We start from the raw sequence: 19,980 nt of genomic DNA on the forward strand, positions 1-19,980 counted from the left end.
CGTTAACTTAAGACGATATCGTATTGCTCTTGGTTAAAGCTTGATTCAGCCTGAAGGCGAATCGGTTTGCCGATGAATTCAATTAGCTGTGCAAGGTGCGTGCTTTCTTCTTCTAGGAAGCGATCAATCACATCCGCGCTGGCAATGATTCTGAATTCCTTCGGATTGAACTGGCGATGCTCACGCAATACTTCGCGCAAAATCTCATAGCAAATACTTTGGGCAGTTTTAACTTGACCTTTGCCCTGACAAACTTCACAAGGTTCGCATAAAAGGTGTGCCAATGACTCTCGAGTTCTCTTGCGAGTCATTTCTACCAAGCCCAATGAAGAAAAGGGATTGGCGGAAGTTCTGATTTTGTCTCTGGCTAAATTTTTATTGAGTTCTTCTAGCACTGCATCTTGATGTTCTTTGCTGTGCATGTCGATAAAATCAATGATGATGATTCCACCAAGATTGCGTAAGCGCAATTGGCGCGCAATGGTTTGAGCGGCCTCTAAATTTGTTTTGTAAATGGTGTCATCAAATGTTCTGGCACCCACATAACTGCCAGTGTTGACATCAATGGTGGTCATTGATTCTGTTTGATCAATCATCAAGTAGCCGCCTGATTTAAGGTCAACACGACGACCCAAGGCGCGATTGATTTCTGATTCTGTATCGTACAGATCAAATAGAGGGCGTTCGCCACGATAAAGAATCAACTTGGATTCTTGATTGGGCATGAAGTCTTTGGCAAAGGTCTTGAGCTTTTCAAAGTTCTCGGCAGAATCAATGCGTATTTGTCCAATAGCATCCGACGCTAAATCTCTTAATACTCGTTCTGCAAGACTTAAGTCTTGATGAAGCAAGCATGGGGCCGGTATTTGCTTGCTGCCATCCTGAATTTTTTTCCAAGTGGCGCTCAGGTACCTCAAATCATTGGATAACTCTTGATCATCTGCATCTTCGGCGCTGGTTCTCAGGATATAACTGCCGGACTCGTTTTGGTATCCAGGCAGTAAACCTTGAAATCTTTTCTTTAAAGCATCACGGTCTTCAAGGTTTTCAATTTTTTGAGAGATGGCCACTTGTTGGCCATTGTCTTCTTGTGGCAAGAAAACCAAATTGCGACCAGCAATGCTGATGTGCGTGCTCAAGCGAGCCCCTTTGGTGCCCAGTGGATCTTTTAGAACTTGAACCAAAATGGTTTGCCCATCGAACACCAGTTTTTCAATAGGGGTGTTATCCGGCTTGGAGTTTTTTGGCATCCATAAGTCAGCTACGTGAAGAAATGCCGCCTTATCTAAACCAATATCCACAAATGCAGATTGCATGCCTGGAAGCACGCGTGTTACTTTGCCCAAGTAGACGTTACCAACAATGCCTCGACTTTGGCTTCTTTCAATATGAAGCTCTTGCACCACTCCCTGAGCGATGATGGCTACTCGGGTTTCTTGTGGGGTGATGTTAACGAGGATTTCTTCAGTCATGATTCGAATTTATCAATATTTGAGACAGTTTTAAGGCTTGAGAGAAAACTGTACACCAGTTTCATTTAAAAGTAGGGAGGTCTCAAAAAGAGGCAAGCCCATGATGCCGCTATAACTGCCTGAGATGTTGCTGATCAAGCAACCACCAATCCCTTGTATGCCATAAGCACCCGCTTTGCCCATGGGCTCATTGGTCAATATGTAAGCGTTGATCTCTTCATCAGTGAGTGACTTAAATGTCACTTGTGAGCTTGAAACAAGAATCTTCGGTTGATCGTCATTGATGTGAGGGTTGCTCAACACAGCCACTGCTGTGTGGACTTGATGAGTTTTGCCGCTCAAAAGTTGCAAGATTCTTTTGGCATCTTGGTGGTCGGTGGGCTTACCTAAAATGACTTCTTTGCTAGAGTTATTTTGATGACCTTGATTAACATCTTCCAACAAGAGCGCTACCGTCGTGTCAGCGCACAAGATGGGTGCCAAATCTAATCCTCTGGCATGAAGTCGTTGTTTGGCAGCTGCTAGCTTTGCTAATGTAACGCGCTTCACATAAACCAATGCTAGTTCATTGGGCAATTGAGTCTCTAATGATTCGGCATCTTCGCTTGGGTCTGCCAGGAGCAATTCAAACTTAACGCCTATTTGCGTGAGAAGTTCTTGACGGCGAGGGCTTTGAGAGGCCAGGTAAATCAATGAGTGCATCACACTTACTTTTTAATGAGGCGCTCTTAAACGCGATGATAGGGGTGGCCTTGCAAGATGGTCCAGGCGCGGTAAAGTTGTTCGACCAATAAAACTCTGGCCATGGCATGTGGAAGGGTCATGCTGGATAGGCGAATCATTGATGCGGCTTCTTTTTTAAGCTCCGCATCTAAACCGTCTGCACCACCAATCAATAACGCAATATCTTTACCATCTTGGCGCCAGGCACTGAGTTGATTTGCTAGGTCTTGAGTGGAAAGGTCTTTGCCGCGCTCATCCAAAGCAATGATGTGAACACCCTTAGGCAGGGCTTCACGTATTTTGATCGCTTCTTTGGCGGGGCTAATGTCTGGCTTGAGTTCTTTGATCTGAATCGCGCAATCTGCTGGCATGCGTTTCAGATAATCTTGGGTTGCAGTTTCAGCCCATGCAGGCATCTTGTGACCCACTGCAATGACCCAAAGTTTCATGATTGAAAAAGGAGTCTTAAACCTGAGGTTTAGTCGTCCTCATCATCCTCAGGTTCGCTGGCGAAACGTTTTGACTTGTTAGCCTTGCTACCCAATTTGACGCGCACAGGTTTATCACCCCAAATGCCTTCGAGTTGGTAGTAAGAGCGCAGCATCGGTTGCAAGATGTGAACGATGATGTCGCCACAATCGACCAAGACCCATTCACCAGTTTCCATGCCTTCAACAGAAATAACATCACCACCTTTTTCTTTGACAGATTCCTTGACGGACATCGCTAAAGATTTTGTTTGACGGTTGCTGTTACCAGTTGCGATGATCACTCGATCAAATAGATCGCTGATTTTAGTTGTATCAAAAACACGAATGTCTTCTGCCTTGACATCTTCAAGAGCATCAATGATCACGCGTTGTAATTTTGGAATATCCATTATTTATTTCTATAAAGACCTTTGGCTTCGATGTATTCGAGTACCAAGGGTGGTATTGCATCAGCCAATTCATCCCATGATGCCTGGTTGTAAAACCCATCACGAAGTTCATTGGAGGCAAGATTAATCTGCAGGCTTTGATCAAACAAAACATGTCCCTGTGGGCTCAATTGTAACAACTGAGGGTCTTGCGTCTGTTTATCTGAAAAAACGCTGCCAATTGGGCTTTGATCTACCAGATTAGCGGTCTTAGGACGGCTGGCAACCGCGATGTGCACGTAGTTCGGCAATTCTGGCCACTGATGCCAAGTTTTGATGTTTTCCCAGCTATCGGCACCCATGATCCAGGTGATTGATGTCTGTTCGCCATAAAGAGCGCGCAGCTCTTTGGCGGTATCAATTGCGTAACTTGGGCCTTCTCTGGCCATTTCTAAGGTACTGATGTCAATTTTTGTATATATGTGGTGATCCACAAATAAATCATGCAAGGTCTCAATCGCATATTCGCTCATGGCCAAGCGATGCTTGGCGGAAGTGATGTCATTGCCTTTTTGCCAAGGTTGGCCAGCAGGCATCCAGATGATGTGATCGAGTTGTAGCACTCTTGAAAAATGCTCAGCCAGACGCAAGTGACCCCAGTGAGGCGGATCAAAGGTGCCACCCAAGATGCCGACGGATAAACGTTTCTTGCTGGCCATGTTATCCATCAACGAGCAATCCAATCAATCGGTTTTAAGAAGTTGGTGTAGAGCAGAGCCTCTGGACTGTTGGGAGCTGGTTTCCAGTCATAGCCCCAGCGAACAATCGGCGGCATAGACATCAAGATTGATTCTGTGCGTCCACCCGATTGAAGGCCAAACAAAGTGCCTCTATCAAAGACCAAATTGAATTCAACGTAGCGGCCTCGACGGAAGGCTTGGAATTCTCTTTGGCTTTCTGTGTATGGGTCGTGTTGATGTTTCTTAACGATTGGTAAGTAGGCTTCTAAGAAAGCGTCTCCGACTGAGCGAGTCATGGCGAAACTTTGCTCAAAGCCTAATTCGCTGAAATCGTCATAAAAAATACCGCCAATGCCGCGTGGTTCATCACGGTGCTTGAGGTAAAAGTATTCGTCACACCACTTTTTAAAGCGCGGGTGTAGTTCTGGATCGTATGAATCTAATGCGTTTTTACAAGTTTGATGAAAATGTTTGCAATCAGCTTCATCTCCATAGTAAGGAGTTAAGTCCATGCCGCCACCAAACCACCAAACAGGATCCTTGCCTTCTGCTTGAGCAATAAAGCAGCGAACGTTCAAGTGAACGGTTGGAATGTGCGGATTGCGAGGATGAAATACCAGTGATACACCCATCGCTTCAAAGGCTCTACCGGCAAGCTCTGGTCGGTGAGCTGTTGCTGATGGTGGCATTGAATCACCACGCACGTGAGAAAAACCAACACCACCACGCTCCAAGATATTGCCTTCTTCAAGAATCATCGAGCGACCATCGCCCTTGAGTTTGGCATCGGCTGGTTTTGTCCAGGAGTCTGTGGCAAAAGTTTTGCCATCAACCTCACTCATGCCTGCGGTGATGCGTTCTTGTAAACCTAAAAAGTATTGACGAATTTGATCGACGTTGATGCTTGTGTTTGACATAGAATTAATTAATTAAAGTGCGCGATAACCGATGTCGCGACGGAACTGCGCGCCATCAAATTGAATGTGATCTAAGTGCGCATAAGCTTTTTGTTGAGCACCTTTTGTGGTGTGGTCTAAACCCACCACGCACAAAACTCGACCACCCGATGTTTTGAGCACGCCGTTATCCATGGTGGTGCCAGCATGGAATGTCACATGATCTATATCGTCTGCAGGAATACCTGTGATGACATCACCTTTGCGCGGAGTCTCTGGATAGTTATAAGCAGCCATCACCACGCCTAAAGCGATTCTGGCATCCCAATCTAATTCCACTTGATCGAGTTTGCCGTCTACTGCGGCATCCAAAGCAATCAAGAAGTCGCTCTTGAGGCGAGCCATGATCGGTTGTGTTTCAGGGTCACCCATGCGGCAATTAAATTCCAATGTTTTAACTTGGCCTTTGCCATCAATCATCAATCCAGCATACAAGAAGCCTGTGAATGGAATGCCATCAGCTGCCATACCTTTAACGGTTGGCATGATGATTTCTCTTAAGGCGCGGGCATGTATTTCTGGAGTCACCACCGGTGCTGGTGAATATGCACCCATGCCACCAGTGTTGGGGCCTTGATCGGCATCCAGTAAACGCTTGTGGTCTTGGCTGGTTGCCAAGGTCAAAACATTTTTACCGTCGACCATCACGATGAAGCTGGCTTCTTCACCTTGTAAAAATTCTTCAATCACCACTCTCGCGCCAGCATCACCCAATTTGTTATCAGACAACATCATGTCAATCGCACCATGAGCTTCTTCAAGGCTCATGGCAACGACCACGCCTTTACCTGCAGCCAAGCCATCTGCCTTAATCACAATGGGCGCACCTTTGGCATCAATGTAAGCATGGGCTTCTTGGATGTTTGAAAAAGTTTGATACTCCGCCGTTGGGATTTGATGGCGTTTCATGAACGCTTTTGCAAAATCTTTTGAAGACTCCAGTTGGGCAGCTTTTTGAGTGGGTCCAAAAATACGCAAACTTTGACCTCTGAAAATATCCACAATGCCGCCAGCCAATGGGGCCTCTGGACCAACCACGGTCAAATGTATTTGCTCATCCTTGGCAAAAGCTGCCAAAGCATTTAGATCAGTGATGTTGAGGTTCTCAATACCCATATTCTTGGCAGTGGCTGTTGCTGTTCCACCATTGCCAGGAGCCACAAATACTTTTTGTACTTTTGGAGACTGAGCCAACTTCCATGCAAGAGCATGTTCACGACCACCAGAACCAATCACTAAAATTTTCATAAAAAACTTTCAAAACCTATTTAATTATTTACTCGATCAAGCTGAAGAATTGTTGTTTGTTATTGCTATTCCATGGATGCGTTGGTGAAAACTTCTTGCACATCATCCAGTGACTCAAGAGCATCCAACAGTTTTTGCATTTTGATTGCATCATCTCCGGATAAATCACTTTCGGCATCAGGTCGCATGGTCACTTCGCCAAGTTCTGGAGAAAAACCTTTGGCAATCAAAGCATCCTTGATTTGTGCGAATTCATAAGGAGGCGTCACAACTTCAATCGAGCCATCTTCTTGAGGAATCACATCGTCTGCGCCCGCTTCTAGAGCAGCTTCCATCAAAGCATCTTCAGATGTACCTGGTGCAAAGAACATGCGACCGCAATGCTTGAATAAAAAAGCAACTGAGCCATCACTGCCTAAATTACCGCCATGTTTGGTGAAAGCGTGACGAACTTCAGCCACTGTTCTGGTTCGGTTATCAGTCAAGGCATCCACGATCACGGCAGCACCATTGAGGCCATAGCCTTCGTAACGAATTTCCTCGTAGTTAACACCTTCTAATGATCCTGTGCCGCGTTGAACAGCGCGCTGCACGTTATCGTTGGGCATATTGGAGTCTTTGGCTTTGTCAATCGCCAAGCGCAAGCGAGGGTTGGTTGCAATGTCACCGCCACCCATTTTTGCAGCCACAGTGATTTCACGGATCAATTTAGTCCAAATTTTGCCGCGCTTCTCGTCTTGGCGTCCTTTGCGATGCTGAATATTGGCCCATTTGGAATGACCGGCCATAAAGACTCCCTGAATAACTTTTATTGAAGAATTGCTATATATTTAGCTAAGATTGTAATTTTAGGCAAATTAGCGCCTGATTAGCCAAAAAACTCAAAAATTAAACAAAAAACTACCAAATAAAAATAGGAGACAGTCATGAGTGTGATTCAGTCAAAGGCCATCAAAATGATGCAAGTGGGTGGTCCAGAGGTTTTGCAGTGGGTTGATATCGAGGTTGCCGCCCCAGGCCCGGATGAAGTCAGGGTGGTGCATGAAGCCATTGGCCTGAACTTCATTGATGTGTATTTCCGCAAAGGCGTTTACCCACAACCATTGCCTGGTTGGCTAGGCATGGAAGCTTCTGGCGTGATTGAATCGGTTGGCTCCAATGTGAAACATGTCAAAGCTGGTGATCGTGTGGCCTACGCAGGTAAACCAGCGGGTGCCTATTCTCAAGTGCGTGTGATGCCAGCCGAAATCGTGGTGAAGTTACCGGATGCCATTTCTTTTGAAATGGGCGCTGCCATGATGTTGCAGGGTTTGACGGTTAATTACTTGTTGACTGATAGCTACAAAGTGCAAGCAGGCGATACAGTTTTATTCCACGCTGCTGCTGGTGGCGTTGGCTTGATTGCGATGCAGTGGTTGAAATTATTGGGTGCCACAGTGATTGGTACAGTGGGCTCAGAAGAAAAAGCAGCCTTAGCAAAATCATATGGTTGTGATCACACAATTTTGTACACCAAAGAAGATTTTGTGGCGCGTACCAAAGAGTTGACCAACGGCAAAGGCGTGAATGTTGTGTATGACTCCATTGGTAAAGACACATTCATGCAATCTTTGGACTGCATCAAGCCACGCGGCATGATGGTGACCTACGGCAATGCCTCTGGTCCTGTGCCACCGATTGATGTGGGCATTTTGGGTGTTAAAGGTTCATTGAAATTAACGCGTCCAACCGTGATGACTTATGCCCACGATCGAAGTTTGTTAGAGCCGATGTCTGCTGAGTTGTTCGATAAGGTGATGAGCGGCAAAATCAAAATTGAAATCAATCAGCGCTATCAATTGCAAGATGCAGCTCAAGCTCATCGTGATTTGGAAGATCGTAAAACCACAGGATCAACGATCTTTTTGCCTCGATAAAAATAACTTCATCCATCAACAAAGGTTTTAAATCAAATGAGCACGATTGCATTTATTGGATTAGGAAATATGGGACGTCCTATGGCTGGCTTTTTATTAAAAGCGGGTCATCAACTGCGTATTTACGCCAGACGTCCTGAGGTTTTTCAAAATGAAGCAAAACATTTGATCGAAGCCGGTGCTATTGCTTGTTCATCTCCTGCAGAAGCGGCGCAAGGTGCTGATTTCATCATCACCAATGTGATGGGCACGCAGGATGTGGCTGAGGTCTTGCATGCGGGTAGTGAGGCTGCCATTAAAACAGCAAAGTCTGGAGCCATTTGTATTGATCACAGCACCATCGATCCTCAGGGCGCCAAAGACATCGCTGCAGTGATGGCCAGCAAAGGTGTGGCTTATGTTGATGCGCCGGTGAGTGGTGGGGTTAAAGCGGCCACAGAGGGCACTTTGGTGATGATGATGGGTGGCTCTGATCAGGATGTGGCCAAAGTAAAAGAAATTGTGAAGAACTATGCCAAGACCATCACGCACATTGGTGGCGTGGGTCATGGGCAGGTAGCAAAGTTATGCAATCAGATTGCTCAGGTGATCAATATCCAGGGGGTTGCCGAATCTTTACGTTTTGCCCAAGCTAATGGCGCTGACTTACAAAAAGTATTTGAGGCGATTTCTGGTGGTATGGCCGGTAGTCGAATGCTTGATTTGATGGGGCCTAAGATGGTGTCCAGAGACTTTAAAGCGGGCATTGAGGCAAGGCTTCATGCCAAGGATTTTTTCTTGGTAAAAGATGCTTCTACAAAAAGCCATTTAGACATGCCAGCCTTACAAACAGTGGCTGTGCAGTTAGAGAAACTGATGGCGTCTGGGTGGGGTTACGATGACACTTCTTCACTTCTGAAGGTTCTTGAGGCATAATAGCGGTCTTGTTTGCAATTCATTGAAAAATGATGAGCAGCAACACACATGCCGCGGTGGTGAAATTGGTAGACACAGGAGACTCAAAATCTCCCGCCCAAAAGGTGTGACGGTTCGAGTCCGTCCCGCGGCACCAAACTTAAGTTACTTAGGTTGGTAATCTCAAGTCAGTCAAATCACTCAAGTCTTAATTTACTCAAATAGTTTTTTGGCGTTCGCCACTGCCCAATCTTTTAAGTCGACATTTTCGGGCTTTGATAATTCGGCGTGCAATTGATCATGAAATTCAATTTCACCATCATCGCGAAATTTAAGAGGTAATTCTTCGCCATTGTCAGGCAATTGGTCTGATACCCGACTAATCAAGTCCAGAAGACGCTCAGCTTTTGTATAAAAATCTTCCATCTCGCCCACTGATTTATATTTTATATAAATTGAAAAACAAATACTAACACCAAGTTTGTCTGTTATGAGTTGGATATTTTCTTTGAATTACCTTCTTGGAGGTATAGAATGATTAGCCATGAATGTCAATCAGAAAATTCGCCAATATTTGCTTTATTTAAAGCAGTGCGATGATTTAGACGCTAAATACAATCTTGATAATATCGAGATTAAATTATTAAACGAGATTGCAGGTGCTCTTTTGGCAGAGAGTAGTTTGACAGTCTCAGGTTTACTAGCCCTTAAGCAAATAGCTTCTCCTGCCACTTTGCATGCTGCCATGAAACGTTTGATTGTTAAAAATTTGATTGTGCAAATTCCTGCAACAGATTCCCGCACAAAATATCTTGATTTGACTAAGTTGGGCTGGAAGAGATACTCTGAACTCTCTGATATTTTCGCTGCTTCTAAATAAGCAATCGATTTATTTGTCTTAAGTAAAAATATTTAATGCTTGCATACCGTCACGCCTTCCATGCTGGTAACCATGCTGATGTTTTAAAGCACTGCGTGCTTCAGCAAATTTTGCTCTACATGAATCAAAAAGATAAACCTTATTGGGTCATCGATACTCATGCAGGAGCGGGCATGTATTCACTTGAATCAGAGTACGCCAATACCAAAGGTGAATATCACAACGGTGTGGCTCGTTTGCAGGGTCGCGATGATTTGCCGCCGATATTGCAAGATTATTTGGATTTGGTGAAGGTATGCAACAACAAGGGTGAGTGGACTTTATATCCCGGTTCTCCTGAAATCATTCGTCGCACCATCAGAGCAGAAGATCGGATGCGCTTATTTGAGCTACATCCAACCGATCATGATTTACTTGCTGAACACTTTGATCGTGATCGCCAAGCAAAAATATTCAAGAGCGATGGCTTTGCCGCGCTCAAGGCTTTATTGCCACCACCAACCAAGCGCGGACTTATTTTTATGGACCCGCCTTATGAGATTAAGAGCGATTATGCCAAGGTGATCACCGCGCTTGAAGATGGCTTAAGTCGCTTTGCTGAAGGGGTTTATGTGGTTTGGTATCCGATACTGACCAGAGGAGATCACATTCCACTGGTAGAGTCGATGAGAGCGCTTTCAGAAAAAACCTTGAATGTTTCAATCACTGTGCAAGAGCCTGATGAAAGAGGCTTTGGCATGTTGGGCAGTGGTTTGTGTGTGATCAATCCACCGTGGGTGTTAAAAGAAAAACTTGAAAACATCCTACCTTATTTGGTAGATGCTTTGGCACAATTCGATGGCGCTCATTACGAGCTTTCATAGCTAAATGTTTGTGCAGCTTTAGATCTGGTAATCGACGCTTTCACCTAACATGGCCTGATCCACTAATTTACGTGTCAGGCTTGGCGAAAATAATTCAATGAATGTGTAAACAAACGAGCGCAAATAAGCATTTTGCTTTAGTGCAATTTTTGTCACATTGTTACCAAACAAGTGTCCTGCTGGAATAGCTCTTAAATTTTTATCGCGTTCTGCATCGTAGGCAACGCCCGCCACAATGCCAATGCCCATACCTGTTTCAACATAAGTTTTGATCACATCAGCGTCAATCGCTTCTAAAACCACATCTGGTTTTAAGTGTTTGCTGTCAAAAGCTTTGTCTATTTTTGAGCGACCAGCGAATGCTTTGTCATAGGTGATGATGGGGTATTCCGCCAAGTCTTCGAGTGAGATGTTCTTTTTTGAGAGCAGGGGATGTTCGGATTGAACGGCGATCACGTGTTGCCATTGATAACCAGGCAGCGTGAGCAATCCCTCAACATCGGATACACCTTCTGTAGCGATCGCGATGTCGGCTTGATCATGGAGCAACATGTCTGCAATTTGTTGAGGACTTCCTTGTTGGATGCTGACCCTGACTTTGGGGAAGCGCTTGGTGAATTCCGTTAACACCTTGGGTAAGGCATACCTTGCTTGGGTATGCGTCGTTGCAATCACAAAGTTGCCCTGGTCTTGAGCAGCAAAATCTTTGCCGACTCTCTTCAAGCTCTCAACTTCAACCAGGATTCTTTCAATTGAAGTTAGTATCCGCTTACCTGGCTCGGTAAGATTTCTAATCCTTTTGCCGTGGCGGCGAAAAATATCAACGCCTAACTCGTCCTCAAGCTCCAAAATCGCTTTGGATACGCCGGGTTGAGATGTGAACAAGGTTTTGGCCGCTTCAGTCAGGTTGAAATTCTGACGGACAGCTTCTCTGACAAATTTGAATTGATGTAGATTCATGGCCGGATGCCCTTATATGTATTTAATCGTATATTAAATACATTCTATATGCTTTTTAGAAATTAAGGGGTATGTGAGCTACTTCTTCTGTTGAAGGTACTTTATTTGTACTGGCGGGACTTTTTAAACCTTAGATACCCATCGAATGCCGGCAATCGCCAAGATGAAGTAAATCAGAGCGGGAATGACAGCGCTCAAGAATGGTGGCCAGGCTCCCAGTAAGCCGGCGTGTGAGAACAAGCTATTAAACAACTGGAAACTGATACCCAGCATGATGCCGCCGAAGACTTTATAGCCAATACCACCAGATCGGGTTTGTAGGTAGGCAAATGGCAAAGCCAATGCCAGCATCACCAAAATTGTGAATGGATAAATGACTTTTTTCCAGAAAGAAATCGCATAGCGTTGATAGTCTTGCTTATTCTCTTGAAGGTGGTTGATGTAGCTGAATAAATTGATGATGGATAGGCGATCAGGCTTGATCAATAAAGCGCCCAATAATGCTGGGCTGACTTCTGTTTCAATGTCCAAAGAATCAGCACGCTTGATGGTGGTTGAGAAGCTTGGATCTAAGCGATTGGATGAATTGATTTCAGTGAAACGTGTTTCAGTAACTTTGTTTAAACGCCAGACACCGCTGCCAACAAACTGAACTGTTTCAGCAGTACGACTCAATAGTAGGCGGTATTCGCCGTCAAACTCATACATTCGAAAGCCACGAATGATTTCATTGGTTTCTAAAGAGCCCACATTGATGTAACGAATTCCTTTTTGAACTTGGCCTCTACCATCGTCGCCCCTGAGCTTGTCTTTGATCCAAGCCCCTGAACGAAACTCCAAAACTTCTTTGCCCTGATTAAGAGCGCTTAAGCGCACATTCTTTGAAAAGCCTTCACTCATGGGTCCTAGAACTTCGCTCATCAATAAGATCAAGAAAGCAATTGGTATTGCAATTTTCATCAAAGTGACCAAAGCTTTTTTGGTGTCAAGACCCGCAATGCGCAAGATGGTGTATTCAGATTGTGCGGCCATATTAGCCATGACATAGATGCCAGCTATCAATCCTGCAATTGGCATGATTTCAACCAGGCGACTTGGCACTCTGAGAAGAACTGTGATGAATGCGAGCAACACTGTGTAGGTATTGGTGGTGTCACCCATCTCAGCAATGAAATCAAAAAATATGAACAATGAAATCAAAGCAAACAAAATAAAAACAAACGCCAAATAAATTTGTTTTGCTAAATAACGTTCGTAAACGAGTGGAAAGAGCTTATGCCACATATTTATTGCCCCCCATTTTGTTTAGGGGAGCTTTTACTAAGAGTCCATTTTTTATAGCGACCAAATAATGTGATCGATCTATTTTGGCGATAGATAATCAGAGTGAGGCCAATCAATGCGATCACCACATGAAGGAGCCACCATCCGATAGAGAATGAAAGCTTGCCTGTGCTGACCCATGCCTGCATTAATTTGAGTAAATTGGAATAAGTGAAATACAACAAAACAGCCATGATCAGGGCTGTGTATCGGCCTCTGCGGGGATCCATGTATGACAGCGGAATGGCAATGATTGCAAATACAAAGACCATCAACGGTAAGCCAATGCGCCAAAGAATTTCACCAAGGTGTGCTTTATTAAGATCCTGAATCAAAACCCATGCAGGCAAAGTTCTTGGGCCATTGATGATGGGGTCGACCACTTTGTCTTCGAGCTTGACAGTGTATTTATCAAATTCGGTGATTCTAAAATCAGTGTTGCCAGGAGTTCCTTCATAGCGTCTGCCAGTTTCGAGGACCAGTTGCTTTTCGCCACTGGTCAGATTTTGAATAAAACCCTCTTTGGCCACAGCCACTAATTGACGTTCTTTACCAAAGTCAGTCACAAAAACATTTTTGATCACATCTGTTTCTGGATTCATGCTCTCAATAAAAAACACACGATTATTGCCAGAGGATTCTCGAAATTGGCCAGGGGCTAACATTGAAATATCATCACGTTGCTGAAAGCGCTGTTTGATGGTGGCTGATTTTTCGCTGGCCCAAGGAGAGGCAAAAATAGAAAGCACAGCAATCGCCACTGCAATGGGTGCTGTGAAATTTAAGATGGGGCGCAGAATTTTCAATAAGCTAATGCCTGCAGATTGCCAAATGACCATTTCCGAGTCTTTGTACCAACGGGTCAAGACCATCAAGATCGCCACAAAAACCGAAGCGGTTAATAAGATTGGCAGGTAATTGATCATGCCAAGACCAATTAAAACCAGGGCATCTTTTGGGTTGGCGGTGCCGCTGGCAGCGTTTCCTAAAACCCTGATCATTAAATTGGTTAAAACGAGCGTGACCAAAACCATGAACACCACACCTGTGGTGAAATTGAGTTCTTGTCGAAGGGCTCTTTTAAAGATCATAAAAAGCGAAGCTGGGCGATAATGATTGTTATTAGAAACTTCCCGTGAGCTAAGTGAAAGCAAAGGAAATCCACATGGAATGTAGCACGAAAGTATTTGGAGAGGGCTCTTTAGGAATAAAGGCTCAAATGTCTACTGTCACTGGTTGCTTGGTATGGGCCTTTCCTGGCAGCCATATCAAGAATGCCAAGAAGTTATCTGGTGGCTTGGCAGCCTTGAATACAGCCACCCATGGGGCGATTGCAAGAGCGCTTGAGAGTAAAGATCTTGATACAACGGCTGGAAGTACTCTTTTGCTGAATGCTACAGATGCATGGACTAAATTAGGTCTTAAAGCTGATAGATTGTTATTGGTTTGTTGCGGTGAAGAGCTAAAGACCAAGCCAAAGCAGGGTGGTAACACTTGTTCTAAGTGGATTTCTGCCGGCTTAAAGTCTTTACTGGCCACCACAGCCAAGGATGCTGTTTGGGTGTTCGATGATTTTTCAGCCAAAGATGGTCTGACTCAAGTGCGCCTCTTGGTTCAATTGGCCCGTGAGCAAGTGTATAAATTTGGTGCGCGTCATCCTCAATTTAAAACCAAGCCTGTTGAAAAATCTCCATCCCTCAAGAAGCTAGTCATTGCCAGCATTGCGAAAAATAACAAAGCCGTGGCTGAGGCGGTTGCAGAAGGTCGTGCGATTGCCAACGGTATGGATCATGCCAAAGACCTTGGTAACTTACCTCCTAATATTTGTAATCCAACATATTTGTCCACAAGTGCTAAAAAATTGGGCAAAGAACTTGGCTTGAAGGTTGAGGTTTTTGGCCGTAAAGAAATTGAAGCTTTGAAGATGGGTGCTTTTTTAGCTGTCACTCAAGGCGCTGTGACTCCTCCTCAGTTCATTGTGATCCGTCATCAAGGTGGTCGCGCCACTGATGCACCAGTTGTGTTGGTGGGCAAGGGCATCACGTTTGATACAGGTGGTATTTCATTAAAGCCTGGTGAAGGCATGGATGAAATGAAGTACGACATGTGTGGCGCTGCATCAGTGATAGGCACGATGCGAGCAGTCGCCGAACTTAAGTTAAAGAAGAATGTGATCGGTGTTATTCCAACATGCGAAAACATGCCTTCAGGTCAAGCCACTCGTCCTGGTGACATTGTCACCAGCATGTCTGGTCAAACGATTGAGATCTTGAATACCGATGCAGAAGGTCGCCTCATTTTGTGTGATGCCTTGACCTATGTGGAGAGATTTAAACCTGCAGCGGTGATTGATATCGCAACCTTGACGGGTGCTTGTGTGATTGCATTGGGTGCAGTTCACTCTGGCTTGTTCTCAGATGATGATGCCTTGGCTGAGAGTTTGCTCAGTGCTGGTCGCACATCACAAGACACTGTTTGGAGAATGCCTCTTGATAGCGCGTATCAAGAACAACTCAAATCTAACTTTGCTGATATGGCCAACATTGGTGGGCGTCCTGCAGGCAGCGTGACAGCAGCTTGCTTCTTGGCCAGATACACCGAGAAATACTCATGGGCGCATTTGGATATTGCAGGTACAGCCTGGAAGAGTGGTGCGGCCAAAGGTTCTACAGGTCGACCGGTGCCTTTGTTGGTGAACTATCTTTTGACAAAATAAGTCATGGCCAGAATCGATTTCCACAGTCAAGTTAACAACAAGCCTCTGTACAGTTGTCGCTTGATCAGAAAGATCATGTTAAGCAAGCATGAAGAATTGCCCATGAGAAATATCGTGGTGGTTGGTTCTTCAAGTTTTTTAAAAGAGCTTGATCAGCAACTTTGGTCTTTCAGTTCAACAGAATTTTTGCCGCATGCATGGGGTAAAGATGATGTTGCCAATGAAACGCCAATTGTCTTTGTTGAAAGTTTTGAATCACCAGAATTAGATCATTTGCCGCATGGGGATGTTTTGATTCATGTGGGCCAGAATTTACCTGTTTCAGTAGAAGCGCTTGCACAAAGATTTCCACGCATTGTTGAAATTGTTTCTACCGATGAAGCTGATCGTCAGGCTGGTCGTGAGCGTTATAAAGCTTATCGCGATCAAGGTCATGAACTGCATAACTTTGATCAAACAGGTCAATAACTTATTTAGCTGTATATCTTCAATCATTCAACACCTGACACTTTAAGAACATTCACATGGCTTTGATGCACCCTCAATTTGATCCAATTGCTATCAGCCTAGGGCCTATTGCGGTTCATTGGTATGGCTTGATGTACTTATTGGCGTTCGCTCAATTTTTACTCTTGGGTAAGTTACGCACCCAGCAAGCTCACTATCAGCACCTCAGTTACAAATACATTGAAGACCTTTTATTTGCAGGTGTGATCGGTGTGATTTTGGGTGGACGTCTGGGTTATGTGATTTTTTACATGCCGGCTCACTATTTGAGTCACCCATTAGATGCTCTCAAAGTTTGGGAGGGTGGCATGTCATTTCATGGTGGCTTCTTGGGTGTGCTTGTTGCCATGCTTTGGGCTGCTAAAAGAAACAAGCAGAGATTCTTTGAAGTAACAGATTTGATTGCCCCTTTGATTCCGTTTGGACTTGCATTTGGACGTTTGGGTAATTTCATCAATGGTGAGTTGTGGGGAAGACCCACAGATGTGTCGTGGGGCATGATTTTTCCGCAAGCTGGCGATATGTTGGCAAGGCACCCATCACAGCTATATCAATTCATGGGCGAAGGCATGATTTTGGGAGTGGTGCTTTGGTGGTATGCCAGTAAAGCTCGGGGGATTGGTCAAGTATCTGGCTTATTCCTTTTGGGCTATGGCACCTTTAGATTTTTAGCAGAGTTTGCCCGTGAACCAGATAGCTTCTTGGGACTTTTGAGCCTAGGGCTCTCGATGGGGCAATGGCTGTCTTTACCAATGATTGCTTTTGGCATTTACTTGCTCAGTCGCAAGACTCAATAAACTCAACAGGTATCTCGTGTCATCCTAGGTAATTTCCCTTTGCAAGGGTATTTACCAATGTATTCAATAATGTATACAAAATATATTGAATGCATGTCATTAAAAGTAGTTAAAACAGCCCTTTATATAGAAGTCACTGAGCAATTGCGCTCGATGATTGCTGGTGGTGTTTTATCTCCGGGAACTTGGATTGACGAGCAAAAATTAGCGGAGCAATTAGGGGTCTCTAGAACCCCCTTCAGAGAGGCCATCAGGATTCTGGCATCAGAAGGTTTGCTAAGAATAGAACCGCGCCGTGGTTGCTATGTCACGGAATTGACGGAAAAAGATTTAGATGAAATCTTTCCTTTGATGGCGATGCTGGAAGGACGTTGTGTATTTGAAGCAGCATCCAAAGCAAATAAGCAAGATTTAGATGCTTTAGAGATCTTGCATAAAAAACTCAAAGCATGTGCCGAAGATAAAGACATCGATCGCTACTATGCAACCAACAGAGAAATACATCTAGCGATTCAACATCTGGCTGGCAATGAGTGGTTAACTCAAATGGTTCATGATTTGAGAAGAATCTTGAATCTATCGCGTCATCGCAGTTTGCATCAGCGCGGCAGAATTGAAGAGTCTTGCAAAGAGCATTTAGCGGTATTTGAAGCGCTGAAAGCAAGAGATGCTAAGAAGGCTGAAACCTTGATGAAAGATCACATCCAAAATCAACGCGAAGCATTGAGACACTTGAAGTTTGAGCAGAGGTTAACAGCATGATTTTGGATAATATGCTCAGAGCCAGGCACATGACTAAAACCATCAGTGCCACAAAAAAATTGCTATCTGAACGCGGAGAGTCAAATGCTGCCAGCATGGCCAGTGATTTGATTGAAAACTTCAAAACGCTGGATGATGAACAAAAGTCTGAGTATTTTGTGCATTTGGCAGAAAAATTTAATCCAAGTCCGGCTGATGTGTTGAGTGCGGCCGAGTTGTACTCTCAAGAACCCACTGCAGATAATTTTGTTTGGCTCATGAAAGTATCTGAGTCACCAAGACAAGAACTCTTGCGTCGCTTAAATCGCGCTCCAGGTGGTACGCACACGATCATCAATATGCGCCATCAGGTACTCAAGTTACTGCCAAAGAAGCCGGAGTTGAAAGCCGTTGATGCAGACATGCAACATTTGTTGAATTCTTGGTTTAATCCAGGGTTCTTGAAAATGCATCAAGTGGATTGGAAGTCGCCAGCCCATATTTTAGAAAAGATCATTCAGCATGAGGCTGTTCATGAGATTGATGGTTGGGATGATTTGCGTCGACGCTTGCAGCCAGATCGTCGTTGTTTTTCTTTCTTTCATCCTCAGTTACCGGATGAGCCATTGATCTTTGTGGAAGTGGCACTCTTGCCAGATATTCCTGAGTCCATTGCGCCATTGGTGGATAAGAAATCTCCAGCGTTGGAGAGTAATCAATACAAGTGCGCTATTTTTTATTCAATCAGTAACTGTCAACCTGGTTTGCGCGGAGTTTCTATGGGGAACTTCTTAATCAAGCGAGTGGCTGAGAGTTTGAAGAAAGAGTTTCCAGCGCTCAAGACTTTTTGTACTTTATCGCCGATCCCAGGCTTGATGGAGTGGTTGAGCTCGCATGCGGACTTACCCCTAGATCATTTAAAACCTGCGGCTCTTGAGAAGTACCAGGAGGCCATTAAAGTCTTTAATTTAAAAGACAAATCTTGGCATGACCGCTTGCAAAATGGATGGCATCCAGACCTTTCATCCTTGAAGGAAAAGGAGGCCTTGATGGCTTTGTGCGCCATTTACTTGCTATATTACTCACCACGAAGAGGTGGTAATTCTGTGGCCAAGTTTCATCTTGGAAATGGCGCAAAATTACATCGAATCAATTGGTCTGGAGACTTATCTAAAAAAGCTATCAAGCAGTCCGCAGGTTTGATGGTGAATTACCTTTATGACCTTGATAAGGTTGAAGATAATCATGAGCGTTTTGTGAATGGTGAAGTGATTTATTCAAGAGCAGTTTCGCAGTTGGTATGAGTTTCAATTTGATTTTGAAAGCAATGGTTGTTTGAAATACTCTAATTAAAGTACGAGGAGATAAAAATGAAAAAATCAGTAAATGTAGTGGGTCGATTGACCTCCGTAGCAGGTGCAATAGCAGCCGTTGCTGCTGTGAGCTTATCAATGGGATCAACAGCGGTGATGGCTGATCCTAATTGGCCTAATAAGCCAGTCACGATCATCGTGCCATTCCCAGCAGGTGGCGGTACTGATGCCTTCGCACGTCCTTTATCAACCATGATGAATAAATTGATGAACAAACAATTCATTTTGGATTACAAGGGTGGTGCAGGTGGTACTTTGGGTGCCGGCGTTGCCGCTAAAGCAGCTCCTGATGGTTACACATTCTTCATGGGTGCGGTTCACCATGCGATTGCTCCATCTATGTACCCAAAGCTAGACTATGATATTGAGAAGAGCTTCGTGCCAGTGGCTTTGGTGGCTGCTCCTCCACAAATCATCGTGGCAAGCCCAAAATTGCCAGTGAATGATTTAAAAGGTTTGATTGATTACGCCAAAAAGAATCCTGGTAAGTTGAATTTCAGCAGCGCTGGTAATGGCACATCACACCATTTGGCTGGTGAGCAGTTCAAAGATATGAGCAAGACATTTATCACGCACATTCCTTACCGTGGCGCTGGTCCAGCATTGGTTGATTTGATGGCTGGTCAAGTAGACATCATGTTTGATGGTCTAGGTTCATCTGCTCAGCACATCAGAAGCGGCAAGATCAAGGCGATTGCAGTTGCTTCAAACAAACGCAATCCTGCATTCCCAAATATTCCAACTGCAACAGAAGCAGGTTTGCCTGGTTATGAAGTCAGTAGCTGGTACGCCTTGTGGGCACCAAAAGGCACACCACAACCAATCATCGACAAGATGACAGCTGAAGTAACAAGAGCGATGAACACACCTGAGCTAAAAACAATTTGGCTTAACAATGGTTCAGAAACTCCTACTTTGACTGGTGATGCATTTGGTAAGTTCGTTAATGCTGAAATCAAGCGTTGGAACCAAGTTGTGAAAGCCTCTGGCGCCAAGATGTAATTAGCGTTTA

22 protein-coding genes and 1 tRNA gene are annotated in these 19,980 nt (G+C 44.5%); 11 read left to right on the forward strand and 12 right to left on the reverse strand.

Features of this window, described 5'->3' with window-relative positions; all coding sequences use genetic code 11:
• Positions 1 to 2 precede the first annotated feature (2 nt).
• The 8 genes from rng to AOC33_RS04295 form a co-directional block, all read right to left on the reverse strand.
• A complete protein-coding gene (rng, locus tag AOC33_RS04260) occupies positions 3 to 1,472 on the reverse strand; it encodes a ribonuclease G (RefSeq protein WP_089515315.1) in 1,470 nt (489 codons plus the stop codon).
• A gap of 30 nt (positions 1,473 to 1,502) precedes the next feature.
• On the reverse strand, positions 1,503 to 2,174 hold the full coding sequence (locus AOC33_RS04265; RefSeq protein ID WP_089515316.1) for a Maf family protein: 672 nt from the start codon (positions 2,172 to 2,174) through the stop codon (positions 1,503 to 1,505).
• Between the two features lie 26 nt (positions 2,175 to 2,200).
• Positions 2,201 to 2,644 (reverse strand): 23S rRNA (pseudouridine(1915)-N(3))-methyltransferase RlmH, encoded by a 444-nt coding sequence (gene rlmH / locus AOC33_RS04270; RefSeq protein ID WP_089515317.1) that lies wholly within the window; start codon positions 2,642 to 2,644, stop codon positions 2,201 to 2,203.
• A 29-nt stretch (positions 2,645 to 2,673) separates the two neighbouring features.
• The gene (gene rsfS, locus AOC33_RS04275) at positions 2,674 to 3,075 is read right to left on the reverse strand and encodes a ribosome silencing factor (RefSeq protein ID WP_089515318.1); all 402 of its coding nucleotides are present in this window, start codon (positions 3,073 to 3,075) and stop codon (positions 2,674 to 2,676) included.
• A complete protein-coding gene (gene nadD, locus AOC33_RS04280; RefSeq protein WP_089515319.1) occupies positions 3,075 to 3,782 on the reverse strand; it encodes a nicotinate (nicotinamide) nucleotide adenylyltransferase in 708 nt (235 codons plus the stop codon). Before nadD ends, rsfS begins: the two co-directional genes overlap by 1 nt.
• A complete protein-coding gene (gene hemF, locus AOC33_RS04285; RefSeq protein WP_089515320.1) occupies positions 3,782 to 4,711 on the reverse strand; it encodes an oxygen-dependent coproporphyrinogen oxidase in 930 nt (309 codons plus the stop codon). Before hemF ends, nadD begins: the two co-directional genes overlap by 1 nt.
• 12 nt (positions 4,712 to 4,723) lie before the next feature.
• The gene (purD, locus tag AOC33_RS04290; protein ID WP_089515321.1) at positions 4,724 to 5,998 is read right to left on the reverse strand and encodes a phosphoribosylamine--glycine ligase; all 1,275 of its coding nucleotides are present in this window, start codon (positions 5,996 to 5,998) and stop codon (positions 4,724 to 4,726) included.
• Positions 5,999 to 6,063: 65 nt separating this feature from the next.
• Entirely contained in the window at positions 6,064 to 6,786 is a 723-nt protein-coding gene (locus AOC33_RS04295; RefSeq protein WP_089515322.1) for a YebC/PmpR family DNA-binding transcriptional regulator, read from the reverse strand.
• Between the two features lie 138 nt (positions 6,787 to 6,924).
• Between AOC33_RS04295 and AOC33_RS04300 the strand changes: the two genes are divergently transcribed.
• From AOC33_RS04300 to AOC33_RS04310, 3 genes are all read left to right on the forward strand, one after another.
• On the forward strand, positions 6,925 to 7,914 hold the full coding sequence (locus tag AOC33_RS04300; RefSeq protein ID WP_089515323.1) for a quinone oxidoreductase family protein: 990 nt from the start codon (positions 6,925 to 6,927) through the stop codon (positions 7,912 to 7,914).
• Between the two features lie 36 nt (positions 7,915 to 7,950).
• On the forward strand, positions 7,951 to 8,829 hold the full coding sequence (locus AOC33_RS04305) for an NAD(P)-dependent oxidoreductase (RefSeq protein WP_089515324.1): 879 nt from the start codon (positions 7,951 to 7,953) through the stop codon (positions 8,827 to 8,829).
• A 50-nt stretch (positions 8,830 to 8,879) separates the two neighbouring features.
• Positions 8,880 to 8,965 (forward strand) — tRNA-Leu (locus AOC33_RS04310).
• A 56-nt stretch (positions 8,966 to 9,021) separates the two neighbouring features.
• Here AOC33_RS04310 and AOC33_RS04315 read toward each other — a convergent pair.
• Complete coding sequence (locus tag AOC33_RS04315) at positions 9,022 to 9,234, reverse strand: hypothetical protein (RefSeq protein WP_089515325.1); 213 nt, start codon at positions 9,232 to 9,234, stop codon at positions 9,022 to 9,024.
• Between the two features lie 118 nt (positions 9,235 to 9,352).
• Between AOC33_RS04315 and AOC33_RS04320 the strand changes: the two genes are divergently transcribed.
• Complete coding sequence (locus AOC33_RS04320) at positions 9,353 to 9,688, forward strand: hypothetical protein (protein ID WP_089515326.1); 336 nt, start codon at positions 9,353 to 9,355, stop codon at positions 9,686 to 9,688.
• A gap of 35 nt (positions 9,689 to 9,723) precedes the next feature.
• Positions 9,724 to 10,551, forward strand: a complete 828-nt coding sequence (locus AOC33_RS04325; RefSeq protein ID WP_089515327.1) for a 23S rRNA (adenine(2030)-N(6))-methyltransferase RlmJ — start codon at positions 9,724 to 9,726, stop codon at positions 10,549 to 10,551.
• Positions 10,552 to 10,569: 18 nt separating this feature from the next.
• Here AOC33_RS04325 and AOC33_RS04330 read toward each other — a convergent pair whose 3' ends face one another.
• The 3 genes from AOC33_RS04330 to lptF form a co-directional block, all read right to left on the reverse strand.
• Positions 10,570 to 11,511, reverse strand: a complete 942-nt coding sequence (locus tag AOC33_RS04330) for a CysB family HTH-type transcriptional regulator (protein ID WP_089515328.1) — start codon at positions 11,509 to 11,511, stop codon at positions 10,570 to 10,572.
• A 123-nt stretch (positions 11,512 to 11,634) separates the two neighbouring features.
• Positions 11,635 to 12,795, reverse strand: coding sequence for an LPS export ABC transporter permease LptG (gene lptG, locus AOC33_RS04335; protein WP_089515329.1), 1,161 nt, complete (start codon positions 12,793 to 12,795; stop codon positions 11,635 to 11,637).
• Between the two features lie 2 nt (positions 12,796 to 12,797).
• Positions 12,798 to 13,925, reverse strand: a complete 1,128-nt coding sequence (gene lptF / locus AOC33_RS04340; RefSeq protein WP_089515330.1) for an LPS export ABC transporter permease LptF — start codon at positions 13,923 to 13,925, stop codon at positions 12,798 to 12,800.
• 128 nt (positions 13,926 to 14,053) lie between these two features.
• On the opposite strand from lptF, the gene AOC33_RS04345 reads away from it, so the two are divergent.
• From AOC33_RS04345 to AOC33_RS04370, 6 genes are all read left to right on the forward strand, one after another.
• Positions 14,054 to 15,550 (forward strand): leucyl aminopeptidase, encoded by a 1,497-nt coding sequence (locus AOC33_RS04345; RefSeq protein WP_089515331.1) that lies wholly within the window; start codon positions 14,054 to 14,056, stop codon positions 15,548 to 15,550.
• A gap of 3 nt (positions 15,551 to 15,553) precedes the next feature.
• Positions 15,554 to 16,018, forward strand: coding sequence for a DNA polymerase III subunit chi (locus AOC33_RS04350; RefSeq protein WP_089515332.1), 465 nt, complete (start codon positions 15,554 to 15,556; stop codon positions 16,016 to 16,018).
• A 56-nt stretch (positions 16,019 to 16,074) separates the two neighbouring features.
• Positions 16,075 to 16,854 carry a prolipoprotein diacylglyceryl transferase gene (gene lgt, locus AOC33_RS04355; protein ID WP_089515333.1) on the forward strand — a complete coding sequence of 260 codons (780 nt, stop codon included), beginning with the start codon at positions 16,075 to 16,077 and terminating at the stop codon, positions 16,852 to 16,854.
• A 93-nt stretch (positions 16,855 to 16,947) separates the two neighbouring features.
• Positions 16,948 to 17,616 (forward strand): GntR family transcriptional regulator, encoded by a 669-nt coding sequence (locus AOC33_RS04360; protein ID WP_089515334.1) that lies wholly within the window; start codon positions 16,948 to 16,950, stop codon positions 17,614 to 17,616.
• Positions 17,613 to 18,899 (forward strand): malonyl-CoA decarboxylase, encoded by a 1,287-nt coding sequence (locus AOC33_RS04365; RefSeq protein ID WP_245835584.1) that lies wholly within the window; start codon positions 17,613 to 17,615, stop codon positions 18,897 to 18,899. The genes AOC33_RS04360 and AOC33_RS04365 overlap by 4 nt, the downstream gene beginning before the upstream one ends.
• Before the next feature lie 66 nt (positions 18,900 to 18,965).
• Positions 18,966 to 19,970, forward strand: a complete 1,005-nt coding sequence (locus tag AOC33_RS04370) for a Bug family tripartite tricarboxylate transporter substrate binding protein (protein ID WP_089515335.1) — start codon at positions 18,966 to 18,968, stop codon at positions 19,968 to 19,970.
• Positions 19,971 to 19,980 lie beyond the last annotated feature (10 nt).

Source organism: Polynucleobacter cosmopolitanus, from assembly GCF_002224225.1.
GTDB lineage: Bacteria > Pseudomonadota > Gammaproteobacteria > Burkholderiales > Burkholderiaceae > Polynucleobacter > Polynucleobacter cosmopolitanus.

What these genes read in the sequence shown, in the direction of transcription:
- AOC33_RS04365 (WP_245835584.1), top strand. Translation starts at nt 17,613, where the DNA reads ATGATTTTGGATAATATGCTCAGAGCCAGGCACATGACTAAAACCATC.
- purD (WP_089515321.1), bottom strand. Translation starts at nt 5,998, where the DNA reads ATGAAAATTTTAGTGATTGGTTCTGGTGGTCGTGAACATGCTCTTGCA.
- AOC33_RS04330 (WP_089515328.1), bottom strand. Translation starts at nt 11,511, where the DNA reads ATGAATCTACATCAATTCAAATTTGTCAGAGAAGCTGTCCGTCAGAAT.
- AOC33_RS04305 (WP_089515324.1), top strand. Translation starts at nt 7,951, where the DNA reads ATGAGCACGATTGCATTTATTGGATTAGGAAATATGGGACGTCCTATG.
- AOC33_RS04325 (WP_089515327.1), top strand. Translation starts at nt 9,724, where the DNA reads ATGCTTGCATACCGTCACGCCTTCCATGCTGGTAACCATGCTGATGTT.
- hemF (WP_089515320.1), bottom strand. Translation starts at nt 4,711, where the DNA reads ATGTCAAACACAAGCATCAACGTCGATCAAATTCGTCAATACTTTTTA.
- AOC33_RS04370 (WP_089515335.1), top strand. Translation starts at nt 18,966, where the DNA reads ATGAAAAAATCAGTAAATGTAGTGGGTCGATTGACCTCCGTAGCAGGT.
- AOC33_RS04350 (WP_089515332.1), top strand. Translation starts at nt 15,554, where the DNA reads ATGGCCAGAATCGATTTCCACAGTCAAGTTAACAACAAGCCTCTGTAC.
- lgt (WP_089515333.1), top strand. Translation starts at nt 16,075, where the DNA reads ATGGCTTTGATGCACCCTCAATTTGATCCAATTGCTATCAGCCTAGGG.
- AOC33_RS04295 (WP_089515322.1), bottom strand. Translation starts at nt 6,786, where the DNA reads ATGGCCGGTCATTCCAAATGGGCCAATATTCAGCATCGCAAAGGACGC.
- rsfS (WP_089515318.1), bottom strand. Translation starts at nt 3,075, where the DNA reads ATGGATATTCCAAAATTACAACGCGTGATCATTGATGCTCTTGAAGAT.
- AOC33_RS04315 (WP_089515325.1), bottom strand. Translation starts at nt 9,234, where the DNA reads ATGGAAGATTTTTATACAAAAGCTGAGCGTCTTCTGGACTTGATTAGT.
- lptF (WP_089515330.1), bottom strand. Translation starts at nt 13,925, where the DNA reads ATGATCTTTAAAAGAGCCCTTCGACAAGAACTCAATTTCACCACAGGT.
- AOC33_RS04265 (WP_089515316.1), bottom strand. Translation starts at nt 2,174, where the DNA reads ATGCACTCATTGATTTACCTGGCCTCTCAAAGCCCTCGCCGTCAAGAA.
- AOC33_RS04345 (WP_089515331.1), top strand. Translation starts at nt 14,054, where the DNA reads ATGTCTACTGTCACTGGTTGCTTGGTATGGGCCTTTCCTGGCAGCCAT.
- AOC33_RS04300 (WP_089515323.1), top strand. Translation starts at nt 6,925, where the DNA reads ATGAGTGTGATTCAGTCAAAGGCCATCAAAATGATGCAAGTGGGTGGT.
- rlmH (WP_089515317.1), bottom strand. Translation starts at nt 2,644, where the DNA reads ATGAAACTTTGGGTCATTGCAGTGGGTCACAAGATGCCTGCATGGGCT.
- lptG (WP_089515329.1), bottom strand. Translation starts at nt 12,795, where the DNA reads ATGTGGCATAAGCTCTTTCCACTCGTTTACGAACGTTATTTAGCAAAA.
- nadD (WP_089515319.1), bottom strand. Translation starts at nt 3,782, where the DNA reads ATGGATAACATGGCCAGCAAGAAACGTTTATCCGTCGGCATCTTGGGT.
- rng (WP_089515315.1), bottom strand. Translation starts at nt 1,472, where the DNA reads ATGACTGAAGAAATCCTCGTTAACATCACCCCACAAGAAACCCGAGTA.
- AOC33_RS04360 (WP_089515334.1), top strand. Translation starts at nt 16,948, where the DNA reads ATGTCATTAAAAGTAGTTAAAACAGCCCTTTATATAGAAGTCACTGAG.
- AOC33_RS04320 (WP_089515326.1), top strand. Translation starts at nt 9,353, where the DNA reads ATGAATGTCAATCAGAAAATTCGCCAATATTTGCTTTATTTAAAGCAG.